General features: G+C 35.8%; 10 protein-coding genes. 3 read left to right on the forward strand and 7 right to left on the reverse strand.

The window, feature by feature from the left end:
• On the forward strand, positions 1-972 hold the full coding sequence (locus A3EM_RS0100265; protein ID WP_020526146.1) for a hypothetical protein: 972 nt from the start codon (positions 1-3) through the stop codon (positions 970-972).
• Positions 973-1,028: 56 nt separating this feature from the next.
• Here the strand turns inward: A3EM_RS0100265 and A3EM_RS0100270 are convergent, their stop codons facing one another.
• The 7 genes from A3EM_RS0100270 to A3EM_RS0100300 all read right to left on the reverse strand — a co-directional run bounded on the left by A3EM_RS0100270 (position 1,029) and on the right by A3EM_RS0100300 (position 10,972).
• Entirely contained in the window at positions 1,029-1,532 is a 504-nt protein-coding gene (locus A3EM_RS0100270; protein ID WP_157637688.1) for a TVP38/TMEM64 family protein, read from the reverse strand.
• 233 nt (positions 1,533-1,765) lie between these two features.
• Positions 1,766-2,293 (reverse strand): ribosome maturation factor RimM, encoded by a 528-nt coding sequence (rimM, locus tag A3EM_RS0100275; RefSeq protein WP_020526148.1) that lies wholly within the window; start codon positions 2,291-2,293, stop codon positions 1,766-1,768.
• 49 nt (positions 2,294-2,342) lie between these two features.
• Positions 2,343-4,970, reverse strand: a complete 2,628-nt coding sequence (locus tag A3EM_RS0100280; protein WP_044237113.1) for a heme lyase CcmF/NrfE family subunit — start codon at positions 4,968-4,970, stop codon at positions 2,343-2,345.
• 228 nt (positions 4,971-5,198) lie between these two features.
• Positions 5,199-5,975, reverse strand: a complete 777-nt coding sequence (locus A3EM_RS0100285) for a LytR/AlgR family response regulator transcription factor (RefSeq protein ID WP_020526150.1) — start codon at positions 5,973-5,975, stop codon at positions 5,199-5,201.
• A gap of 158 nt (positions 5,976-6,133) precedes the next feature.
• On the reverse strand, positions 6,134-6,952 hold the full coding sequence (locus A3EM_RS0100290; protein ID WP_020526151.1) for a mechanosensitive ion channel family protein: 819 nt from the start codon (positions 6,950-6,952) through the stop codon (positions 6,134-6,136).
• Between the two features lie 221 nt (positions 6,953-7,173).
• Positions 7,174-7,629 carry a hypothetical protein gene (locus A3EM_RS0100295; protein WP_020526152.1) on the reverse strand — a complete coding sequence of 152 codons (456 nt, stop codon included), beginning with the start codon at positions 7,627-7,629 and terminating at the stop codon, positions 7,174-7,176.
• 361 nt (positions 7,630-7,990) lie between these two features.
• Positions 7,991-10,972, reverse strand: a complete 2,982-nt coding sequence (locus tag A3EM_RS0100300; RefSeq protein WP_245576476.1) for a DNA polymerase III subunit alpha — start codon at positions 10,970-10,972, stop codon at positions 7,991-7,993.
• 440 nt (positions 10,973-11,412) lie between these two features.
• On the opposite strand from A3EM_RS0100300, the gene A3EM_RS0100310 reads away from it, so the two are divergent.
• Complete coding sequence (locus A3EM_RS0100310; RefSeq protein WP_020526155.1) at positions 11,413-11,595, forward strand: DUF1737 domain-containing protein; 183 nt, start codon at positions 11,413-11,415, stop codon at positions 11,593-11,595.
• Positions 11,595-12,302, forward strand: coding sequence for a class I SAM-dependent methyltransferase (locus A3EM_RS0100315; RefSeq protein ID WP_020526156.1), 708 nt, complete (start codon positions 11,595-11,597; stop codon positions 12,300-12,302). The genes A3EM_RS0100310 and A3EM_RS0100315 overlap by 1 nt, the downstream gene beginning before the upstream one ends.
• The last annotated feature ends 70 nt before the right edge of the window (positions 12,303-12,372 follow it).

Genomic DNA, 12,372 nt, shown 5'->3' on the forward strand with positions numbered 1-12,372 from the left:
ATGAACCGTTCTAAATTAAAACTAATTTTATTATTAACAGCGACTTTATTTGGTTTTTCATTAAGCCAGGCACAGGATTATGCCTTTAAAGTGCTGGGATCTAAGGGTGGCAATACCGTAAATGGCAATAACTTAAAAGTAGGTGCCACGATTTTAGGCAATCAAACAATTGTAGTATCTGCCGGAGCCTATTTAGGCCTTGCTCATAGTAGTAACAAGACTTTAGAGATAAAAAAAGCAGGTACTTATAAGGTAAGCGACCTGGAGGCTAAAATGAAGGTAAACTCTGGGGGATTGGCTGATAAATATGCTCAATTCGTAATTTCCGAACTGACATCAAAGGATGGGAATGCCTCTAGGTACAGTAAATATGCAAAAACTGGATCTGTAACGAGAGATGTGAATAAAGCGCCATTAATGTTTGTAATGCCAGTAGATGATAATGGCGTTAGTAAAACAAGTAAGGTACTTGGCGATTCCAAAGTGACTATCAAATGGTTTATTAATGATCAGGAAGCAATAAAGAATAGCGAAATTGAAAAATACAGATTCATTATAAAAGACGGATCTCCTGAGAATATTGGTCAGGTGATTTATGAGGAATACCTTACTACCGACAAAATCACCATTGATTTGAAAGATAGTAAATTTAAACACAACAAAACTTTACTATATCAGGTAGAGGCTATTTCAAAAAATTCTTCCAAGAAGATCACTACTCCAGAGGCTATGCTTCAGAAGTTAAAAAGCAAAGAAGCTTATTTAATTAACGAAGAATTGAAGCAACTTAATGGTGAAGAAACGGCAATTAGCAAATTAATCCAGGCCAAATTTTATGAGGACAAAGGGCTATTAGCCAATGCAATCAACATGTATGAAGAGGCCATTGCGCTGTCCGATATTCCAAAATATAAAGATTATTATCAGGAGTTTTTAGAGTATTATGATTTAGGAAAAACTCATAAAAAATAAACCTAAGTTCAAATTAATCTAGTTAAAAAAACCTGAGTATAAACACTCAGGTTTTTTTATGTTATTATTAAAGCCTTTTTGAAAACCCTGAACAAACCTACAGCGCCAATTAGAATAAGTAAAACTATCAAAACCTGTTCCTCCAAACCCGTACTTCCATTTTCTATTAAAATCGATAATTTCTGAGCTTCATTCCCTAAATAGATAGCCAAAGCTGTTCTGGGAAGCATTCCCAGCAAACTACCTATGGTGAAATTTTTCAAATTAGCACCCCCAATAGATAATAAAAAGTTTGACAGGGCAAATGGTAATATTGGGGAAATCTTTGCTAAAAAGGTTATATATAACTCCCTGTCTTTTAAATTCTTGAGAACACTCTCAATTCCTGGAATTGCGTCTAAACTTTTAATAAACCTTCCCCCATCAATTTTTTTAGCAATAAAATATCCTATAATAGCTGCACCAAGATAGGAAAAAACGACAAACGGCACTGACAACCATCCTAAAAAATAACCGGATAATATGGAAATGAATGTAGTTGGAGTTATGGCAAATGCCATGAAAAAGGTTGCTAAAAAATAAAACAAAATCCACAAAGGAAATGTGAAAGCTTTTATCTCATATTCATAAATATAGGCAAAGTATCCAATGGAGGAACTTACTAATAATGGAATAGCACACAAAAGCAAACTGAAAACCAAGGAAATTTTGTTCGCTCTTAAGATTGCAAAAAAGGACATTCAGAATACAATACTATTTAAGTAAAATTTAATGGGATTATATCCCATCCCCTTTAGGCTTCAAGGTAAAGTTCAATCAGACCATCTGGAAGTTTCACCTTCATAGTTTTTTGATCATGATTTACCGATTGGATAATTTCCTCGGTCATAGGAATCATTATTTCCTTCCCTTTATGAATTAGTGTCATTATAGCCTGAGAACTTGGCTTATAAACATCACCAACATTGCCCAACTCCCCCTTCAATTCATCTTCTACAGAATATCCAATAACTTCATGGAAATAAAATTGATTATCTTCCAGTTTAGGTAGGACAGAAAGTGGCAAATACAATACTTTACTTTTAAGTTTGGCTGCATCTTCCACAGTATCGATATCCTCCAGCTTTAGAATGAATTTATCATTATTAAAGAAAGAACTCTCCACAAAATAGGGCACCAGGTCCCCTTTCATTTCTATAAAAACACTCTCCAGATCTATATAATCATCCGGATAATCGACATCCAGAATTACGGCTATTTCCCCGTCCAATGCGTGGGTTTTTGACACATAACCCAATTCATAACATTCTTCTTTTCGCATTATTTGCTGATATTATTATAGCGATTAGATTTCCACAAATTTTTATGCTCTAGGCCATTTTTGGAGTTTTCTTCTTTCCCCCTTTATTTGATTTTCTTAAGCTTTTTCCTCCTGTTTTGGAATATTCCCTGAATCTTCGGTTAATCGCAATTACAAATCCAAGTGACATCACAATTGTACCAATCCACAAAATATTAATAAAGGGCTTTTCAATAACTTTCAATATTACCCAGTCTTTCTGAGTAGTCTGAGAAGTGAAGGTGAAGGTACCAGTATTGGGATCAATTTTTTCCATCTTAATTTTCACACCTAGATCCGGTAAAACATCTGCCTGCATCCCAACCTGCCTGTCTTTAATCATATAAATAGGAGATGCTTCATATTCTTTTTCCAAACCATACAGTCTGATATTTGCCTTTACAGCCACATCTCCTTCTCCCAAATCTGCTCCAACCACATCATCCACTCTGACCACATTTTCCAGCCTGGCTACATAATCATTCACAAAGAACGTATCCCCAATACTTAGCAAGTGGTTTTCAGGTTCAGTCCATTTGTTTGCGGCATCTGGATCTGGCATATTTGTTAAATGGGTATACAAATCACTTCCCCAAAATGTCCTGATATCAGGTGAAACAACAGTCCCCATTTGAGGGTTATTCTGAATTCTTGGAAAAAGATTAAAAACATCTCCATTGCTGGTGGTGTATTCAATTTCATAATAGGTATTCTCTCCATATACCTGAATGGTATCTCCCTTTTTTGCATAAGTTTTTCCCTTATATACCAAATCCTCCTTTGTTATGGCTTTAAATGGATCATGAGTAGGGATAACTTCATCTTTATTGATAAAATCAGGGAAATCTTCAGATTCTACCCTTGGCCCCTTATATACTAATGAATACCCATATTCTTCCGCATTGCTTTTTGTAATTACTCCATCCCTGCCAATAGTGGAATAATCCAACATTTTTTGAGGCTGGTTTCTGAAAAGTAACAGGTTTTCTTTATTCATTTCCTCGGGAAACTCTCTGTTATATAGCAACCCGGTTGTATTTAAGGAAATCACTTTGGAGTATCCTGAAGAAAATAAAATCCCCAACAACATCATGGCTACACCCATGTGAGTGATTGCTCCACCAGCCAGGTTTACATTGGTTTTTAACAGCTTTATTAAGATTGAACCATTAGCAACAATTGAATAAATACAAGCTGTAAGTAATAATATATAAACTGGTTGATGAACTTTAGCCAGAAGAATAATGACACTTGAGAATAATAATGTCAGAATAAGCGGAATTGTAATTGCACTTTTCAGTTTATCCTTATCCATTTTTTTCCACCAGAAAAACTGGCCAGTTCCCGATAACAAGGCGATTACTACTCCAAACCATATTTGAAACTTGGTATAATAAACTACCTGATCGGCTGGTGGAGCCAGATTTGATTCAATTCCAAAAAATCCTAATAGCGCATTATAAACAGGATAGGAAGTAGGATTAAGTACCTGAAAGGCAGACAAACAAAGTGTGGTTGCACCTAAAAATATCCAGAATTCACGGCTATATGTAGATATTTCTTCATCGGTAGAAGGCAATTCCTTCCATGATCTTACCAATAGGTAAACTGATATTCCAATAAAGGCAAATAGATAAATAAGAAGCTGACCAGAAAGTCCTAAATCGGTGAAAGAATGGACCGATGCCTCCCCTAAGACACCACTTCTGGTTAAGAAAGTAGCATACAATACCAAAATAAATGAGGCAATAACCAAAATCATTGAGGCTATAAGAGCAGACCCTTTGCTTTTAAAAGTGATCATCACATGTATAGCGGCTACCAAGACTAGCCAGGGAATGTATACCGCATTTTCCACTGGATCCCAGTTCCAATAACCTCCAAAGTTTAGAGTTTCATAGGCCCAGTAGGCTCCCATCATAATACCAATACCCAGAATTGCAGCTGCCACTTGTGCCCAGGGCAAAGCTGGCTGTACCCAATCTTTATATAATTTTGTTTTTAATCCGGCAATACAAAATGCAAAAGGAATTAGTGTAAGTGCAAAACCTAAAAATAATGTAGGTGGGTGTATTACCATCCAGTAATTCTGCAACAATGGGTTAAGGCCTGTACCATCTTTGGGAATAAAATCAGGGTTGGTTTTAAAAATTGGAGCATCTATCACATCTCTTAGTAAGGCAAATGGCGAACTTCCAATCTTTAAATTAAGCACCACTACTCCTAAAATCATGGAAACCAGAAAGGCCTGCACCAATGTAAAAACCGGCATTACTTCTATTTCCCATTTCTTGGCCGCCTTTAACAAGGCAAACCCAATTAATACATGCCAGAATATCCACAAAAGGAAACTACCCTCCTGCCCTTCCCAGAAACAAGAAATCATATAATGGGTCGGCAGATTGTTAGAGGAATGACTCCAGGCATAATGATATTCATAATAATGCCCATGAATGATATAAAACAAGGTAATTACAATTCCAAAAACGGCCAATCCATGACCAATAAATGATACTCTGGCTAATTTTTTCCAACTCCTTAGTTCCTTATCATCTTTTCTGGAAGATGCATACCAATAGGAAAAAGTAGACACCAATGAAAGTACAAATGCTATTATCACAAAGTAGTGCCCCAGGTTACCAATAAATGTATTTACCATCATTTTTATTAATAAGTAATTTCAAATCAAACCTCTTATTTTACTTCAGTAAGTTGACTTGTCGGCTTCATCCTTAAATGTTGAATTTCATTAAAAGACTAATCCAAATATTTATGCAAAACTACTAAACAACCACTCAGTTTCAAAAGAAACAATTTTACCGAATGGTTGGTTTTGGGGAACATGAAATTAAATCGTGAATAATTACCTCTGGAGTGGACTAGATGATCATCCAAATCCATCAAACCAGTCTTTAAAAGAACTTACCTTATCTCTGCTCACTATTATTTCTTTTTCCGTTTCAGGTGAAGTCATAATTTTCAGCCTGCTATTGGAATAAACCAGTACATCGGTAATGGCATTGATATTTACTACAAAACTGCGGTTCACCCTGTAAAACATAGATGGCTGAAGCAAATCACTCAGTTCCTCCATTTTATAATCAATGATAAACTTTCTATTTTGTGAAGTAAAAAGAAAAACATTTCTTCCTTCAGCAAGGAAGTAAGCTATTTTTTCTGTAGGTACAGATTTGATATGCTCCCCCAACTTCACCATAAATCTGGTTTTGTAATTCTTCTTTAAAGAAGATAATACTTCATTAAGTGCCTGCAACTGACTGGTTTGTGATTTTGAAGGAAGGTTATCACGCAGAGTTTCAAGTTTTTGCAAGCTATTGGAAAGGGCATCAAGCGTAAGAGGTTTTAGCAAATAGTCTATGCTATTTACCTTAAATGCTTCTATGGCATATTCATTATAGGCAGTAGTAAAAATAATGGGTTTATCAATAGTAACCTGTTTGAAAATATCAAAACTTAACCCATCTGCCAATTGAATATCCAGGAAAAGCAAATCGAACTCATTACCATTTTCCTTTAACCAATCCACCGATTTTTTGATACTTGGCAGAATCCCTACAATTTCATTTTCGGAATTTATTTTTTTTAGCAGCCGCTCTAGTTTTTCTGCAGCAGGTTTTTCATCCTCTATTATTAATACCTTCACTTTATTTCATTTGTTTAAGCAGCTACAAATTACGGACTAGGTATTTTAATCCAAAACAAAAATTTGATAAAGGGTAAATGTTGGTCGTGAAAGTTTATCAAAACAAAAAGGGCCACCTGTAAATGCAGGTTACCCTTTTTCATTAACTTAAAAACTTATTATTTTTCTGGTTTCATATGCACATCCACTTGTGGGAATGGAATAGTAATTTTATTATCATCCAGTGCAATTTTACCCTGTTCATAGATATCAAAATATACATCCCAATACTGGTCGGGATGAGTATGGGGCCTTACAGCAAGATTCACTGAGCTATCAGCCAGTTCCAACACTCCCACAAATGGAGCCGGATCATCTACTACCAGTGGATGATCTGCCATTACCTTCAAAAGCACTTCCTTGGCTTTTCTGATATCGGCATCATAGGCTATGCCCATCACCAAATCTACCCTAATCAATCCCTTTTCCGAAAAGTTTATAATTTCCCCATTCGCTATGGCTCCATTGGGAATAATTGCTTTTTTATTATCTGGTGTTACTAAAATGGTGGTAAAAATCTGGATTTCTTCTACACGGCCAAACTCTCCCTGCGTTTTTACTAAATCTCCAACTTTATATGGTCGGAGAATAAGAATAAGTACTCCACCGGCAAAATTGCTCAACGACCCCTGCAATGCCAGGCCAACAGCCAGACCAGCAGCACCCAACATCGCCACAAATGAAGTCGTCTCAACTCCAATCATTGATGCAGCACTGATAATGAGCATTATTTTCAAAAACCATCCTATCAAGTTGAGCACAAATGGTCTAAGTGTAACGTCTACATTTACCCTTTCAAATTGTTTGCTCAGTACCGATATTATAAAAGAGATAATTTTAAAACCAATAATAAGCGTAAAAACCGCTAACAATACCTTTGGAGCATAGGTTAGGGTAAGACTTACAAGTTCTTCGTAATAGGGTTTGAATGTTTCCATTTGTATAATTTCAGTTAAAAAATTGGTAAAACTTTTGGGTAGTTTTTTACAGTTGACAGAAGGGAACTTCAGTTTTATTTTTTGTGAAGTATATACGTGTAAATAAAACACTCTTTTCTTCAAATCACAAAAAAAGCAGCCCAAATTTGCTTCAGGCTGCCTAATTATTTTGTAACTTATTTTATTACAAAATAAAATTGATTACTGATACCCATAAGAATTTATGCACAAAAATCCTCAGAAATTAACTTAATTTCTTTTTTCTGATTGTTCCTGAACAACCAGTTTTTTGCTTTAGTTACACATTTAAAATGCTGAAAACTTACACCTTCTTTTTGTTCCATAAGCCTGTTATTCAGCGCAAGGTGTGCATACACCTCCTTGTTGTGAATATGTGCAAAATAACCAATTTCTGTAGTGGATAATTTGGGAAGCCAGTCTTTCAGAAACCAATATTCGATTTCCGGAGGCCAGGTTCCTTTTAAATTCCTATTATCACTAATGAGGAATTTACAATTATACTTTTCTACAAACTCAACAATTTTTTCACTGGCTTTCTTAGCAGACCATTCTTCAGTAATAAATCCAGTCCACTTGCAGTACACAAGGTCTTCTGCGGGTAAAAACTCAATTTCAAAAAATTCTATCCCCATAGAATTTTCGACTACTTCTCTCATTTCGCTGGTTTTTTAATGAACGTTTTTTTTTGCTAGTTGCACCGAGAGGTTCTTAGAATAGTTATAAAAATTCAATATAAATTTATATTCTAATTAAGTTTATAACAATTTCCTGACCAGTATAAAGTAGTTCGTTGTAAGATGTTACCGCAAATTAAAACTAAAGAAATGATAACCTTAGCAAATTCACTTAAATTCTTTACTTTTATATGGGACTAAATTTATTTTTCGGCTCTAAAATAATGGCCTTTACATCTATTTAGTATTCTACTGATTGTTATAAAAAAAGTAACAATGTCATTTTTGAAGTTGAAGTAAATAATTATTCTTGTAGCATTTCGCCTCCCAAGTCCATTTCCCATCACACCCCTTTTACACCAAGTTTCGCCATTTTCTCCACTTCAATGCTGGAAAAGCCGAAATCTTCAACTATTTTCCCTTTAATTAAATATAATCCTGTGCCCCGAAATGGATATTTCTTAAGCGAATTTGGAAAATGCGTGGTATCAAAAAAATTTCCTTTTGCACATAACCATGTACCAAAAGCCATGGGTTTTCCACCAGAAGTTCTCAAACTTTTCTGGCATACATAATACCCCACAATCCGAACCGACTTCCCAACATGGTTAATCAGCTCATCAATTTCCACCTCACCCCGGAAATTTGTTTTCAATAATTCGAATGGTGAACAGAGCGGAAAACCCAACAATTCTATTTCATCATAAATATTTTCGATTTCATCTTCCTCCAGCTCTGGTAAATTATATTTTTTAGCATTTACTGAAAATAAACAAGCAGTTGTTTCCTGCAATTTTTTATCCTGCTTTCGATACATTAGGGTGTGCGCTTCCCACAACAGCACTTTCTTGGAAACCCCAGTGAAACGAAAAGCGCCAATCCTGATTAAAATAATTAGTTGTTCCAATTTTATCGGTACTCTTTCTGCCAAATCTCTTAAATCTTTGTATAGTCCATTTTTCCTTTCCTTTACCAGCTGCGCTATAATCTTCTTTTCCGAATTTTGAAGATGAATAAACCCCAAATAAATCTCCTTTCCTCTTATAGTAGTAAGGTATTCACTGTTATTAATGCAAGGCGCATGAATGGTAGCTCCGGCCATTCTGGCTTCATGCACATAAAATTCAGTTTTATAAAACCCTCCAAAATTATTGATTACAGCTACCATAAACTCCAGCGGGAAATAAGTTTTTAAATAAAGGCTCTGGAAACTTTCCACTGCATAGCTTGCAGAATGCGCCTTGGAAAATGAATACCCTGAGAAACTTTCTATTTGCCTCCAGACTTCTTTGGAGATTTTTTCGGGATAACCAAAAGCATTACAATTCTCAAAAAACTTAATCCTGATTTTTTCAAACTTGTCTTCCACTCGTTTTTTACCCGACATTATCCTCCTCAGCACATCAGCATCGATTAAATCCAGGCCGGCAAAATGATGTGCCACTTTTATCACATCTTCCTGATAGATCATAATTCCGAAGGTTTCTTTCAGCAGTTTTTCCATTTTAGGATGCAAATACTTAAAACCTTCTGGGTTGTGGAATCGGGAAATATATTCCCGCATCATACCACTTTTAGCTACTCCAGGCCGAATAATGGAACTAGCGGCCACTATATCCAGATAAGAATTGCACATGAGTTTGGTAAGTAAACCTCGCATAGCCGGAGATTCCACATAAAAGCAGCCAATAGTCTTCCCTTGCTTCACCTTTTCCAGTAACAACCTATCTTTTTTAAATTTTTTCACCCTGTGAATATCAATCACCTCTCCCTGATTTTCCCGAATAATTTCCACAGCCTCGGTAATGTGCCCAAGTCCTCGCTGAGAAAGAATATCGAACTTATATAAACCAATTTCCTCAGCCACATACATATCGAACTGGACCGTATTAAAATTTTTGGGAGGGAGCTCCAGAGGGGTATAGCTGGTAATTGGAGCTTCACTGATCAGTACTCCTCCAGCATGGATTGACAAATAATTAGGGAAACCAGCTATTTTTTTCCCATAATACCGGATTGTTTTTGCTATTTTGTGTTGGCAATCAGGATGTTCTGGTTCTTCTATCATCCGATCTATTTCCAACTTCGGCAAACCGAATACTTTCCCCAATTCTCTCACCACCGATCGTTCATGAAAAGTATTGTAGCTCGCCAATAAAGCAGTGTGTTTCGGACCAAATTTTTTAAACATATAATCAATCACCACATCCCGGTCTTTCCACGAAAAATCAATATCAAAATCAGGCGGAGAAGTTCGTTCGGGATTAATAAACCGCTCAAAATAAAGACCCAGATCCATGGGATCTACATCTGTAATTTTCATGCAATATGCCACAATACTATTGGCTCCACTTCCTCTTCCCACATGCACAATATCACGATTAGTAGCATAACCAGTAATATCCCAGGTGATTAAAAAATAACTGGCGAACTCAAGTTTTTCAATGAGTTCAAGCTCATTTCGAACTCTTTCCGCAGCCTCTTTATCATCTTTGCCATAGCGGTATTCCAAACCTTCGTAGGCCAGTTTTTCTAACAACATCCTGTCATTATACAAATCGCCAGTATAAGTTTTCCTGTTTTTATTGCACCGCAAATCCAATGTAATTTCACATGTATCAAGCAAATGCTCTGTATTCCTTACAATATCCGGCAACAGGCTAAAAGCCTGTTTTAGCTTACTGATGGGCACAAAATATTCATCAGGTCTTCCGGTTGCGGTTTCAGGTACCATCGATAATAATTTATTCATGTCAATTGACCTGAGCAATTTGTGTGTGGCAAAATCCTTCCTGTTTTTAATAGAAACCGGATGCAACACCACCATTTTTTCAGCAAAAACACCATTCAAATGCATAGCCAATACTTTGGTAATATCTTTAAGCCCTATTCCGATAAACTCATTTTCTCCAGGCAGATACAATTGTTTACCAGGATTAAAAGGATAGATAAAAAACACATGTTTGCAATCCTCCTTTTTCTTCCTAAATATATCCCCGGCCTGCTCCTGCCGTCCTGATAGCAACTCATTCAATTCCCTGAATCCCTCATTATTTTGGGCAATTCCGATATACTCCAACTCTTCTTTCTGCTCCGATCTGAACTCTATCCCCACAACCGGTTTTATCCCCTTCTCCCGACAAAAACCAATAAAATCAAACACTGCTGATGTATTATTAATATCAGTCAACACAAGTGTTTCCACTTCAAACCGCAAAGCTTCTTCTACCAATTCTTTAGGAGAAAGTGTGCCATAACGAAAACTATAATAGGTGTGGCAATTTAAATACATATACTCAATTCCAACAATTAGAAAATCTTGCATTTGCCTTACAAAAAGTGGAATTGAAATGTTGGGCACACTAAAATCATCTTTACCAATAGAGGTTGTTGTGCCGGCTATATTGTAATTTAGAAATAGGATTATTTGGCTTGGTCACCAAACTGATAAAAGGTTGGCTTATAGATTTATCTGCAAAAAATGTTAATCAAAAAGTCATTTTATTGCTCATATTTAAAACAAATGTAAGTCAAATTAAATTAGAACACAATACCAGGTTTAAAAAGCATTGGTTAAAGGTAAAATGATCAGTTTATAGTACGATAAAAACAACTTTGAATAACATAGTATTAGAATAGTTTGAGTCTAAAAATTAAATTTATTTTTAAATTCACGAAAAGGAAATATTAATTTTCAAATAGAAAGAAATACAACTCGTTAGCTTAAACTCAAAAAGTATTATTACAGATAAAACTCAAATTAAAATGTCAAGGAAAGTAATAGATTATAAAATTATCAGTAGTTCGAATCCCCGTTTTGTAGAAAAGGAGGTGAAAAAATTATTGAGTGAAGGTTGGGAATTATTGGGAGGCGCTTCTATTGGAGAAATTAACCGGGGTGGAACAATGGATGGTTTTTGCCAGTCGATGGTAAAATATGAGGCATAATGCACTACAAAGAAGAAAAGGATATTTTTGGACAAGCCTTATTGGATTATTTTCATGGAAATACCACAGAAAAATTGTGGTTAAACACCTCTTATGAAACAAGGGAGGAGGTGCCACAAGATATTTTTTTAAGGCTTCCAAAAGATCTTCAGCCCATGGAGAAAATTGCTTTGAGCTATTGTGAAGACAACATTCTAGATATTGGTGCGGGAACCGGAGTACATTCCCTGATCTTACAACAACAAAACAAATCAGTTTTGGCTCTTGAAAAATCTCCGGGCTGTGTAGAAATCATGCAGCAAAGAGGTATAAAAAACATTATTCAAACCGACATATTTGATTTTCAAAACAGGAAATTCCAAAGCATTCTGATGATGATGAATGGCATTGGAATAGCCGGAACTATTCAGGGCCTTCAAAAACTGCTAAGCCATTTGAAGAAAATGTTGCCAGTGGGTGGGAAAATCATCTTCGATTCCAGTGATATTTCCTACTTATATGAAGACCAGCCCCTCCCTGTTAACCAATACTTTGGTGAGATAAAATACCAGTACGAATACAAGGGAGAGAAGGGTGATTGGTTTAAGTGGCTCTATATTGATGCTAGCAAAATGGCTAAAATAGCCACCCGGACTGGATGGGAATTTCAGGTTATCTCTGAAGATGAATATGATCAATATCTTGGATTGCTAACAAGGCTAAACTAAAACAATGATATTTAGTTTCAATAGTTTATAAACCAAGGTGGTTTTGTTCCCTTATCACAAAATATCCTGC

This window comes from Flexithrix dorotheae DSM 6795 (genome assembly GCF_000379765.1).
Classification (GTDB): domain Bacteria; phylum Bacteroidota; class Bacteroidia; order Cytophagales; family Flammeovirgaceae; genus Flexithrix; species Flexithrix dorotheae.

Coding starts and splice junctions, on each gene's coding strand:
- A3EM_RS0100265 (WP_020526146.1), top strand. CDS start 1: ATGAACCGTTCTAAATTAAAACTAATTTTATTATTAACAGCGACTTTA.
- A3EM_RS0100270 (WP_157637688.1), bottom strand. CDS start 1,532: ATGGCATTTGCCATAACTCCAACTACATTCATTTCCATATTATCCGGT.
- rimM (WP_020526148.1), bottom strand. CDS start 2,293: ATGCGAAAAGAAGAATGTTATGAATTGGGTTATGTGTCAAAAACCCAC.
- A3EM_RS0100280 (WP_044237113.1), bottom strand. CDS start 4,970: ATGGTAAATACATTTATTGGTAACCTGGGGCACTACTTTGTGATAATA.
- A3EM_RS0100290 (WP_020526151.1), bottom strand. CDS start 6,952: ATGGAAACATTCAAACCCTATTACGAAGAACTTGTAAGTCTTACCCTA.
- A3EM_RS0100295 (WP_020526152.1), bottom strand. CDS start 7,629: ATGAGAGAAGTAGTCGAAAATTCTATGGGGATAGAATTTTTTGAAATT.
- A3EM_RS0100300 (WP_245576476.1), bottom strand. CDS start 10,972: ATGCAAGATTTTCTAATTGTTGGAATTGAGTATATGTATTTAAATTGC.
- A3EM_RS0100310 (WP_020526155.1), top strand. CDS start 11,413: ATGTCAAGGAAAGTAATAGATTATAAAATTATCAGTAGTTCGAATCCC.
- A3EM_RS0100315 (WP_020526156.1), top strand. CDS start 11,595: ATGCACTACAAAGAAGAAAAGGATATTTTTGGACAAGCCTTATTGGAT.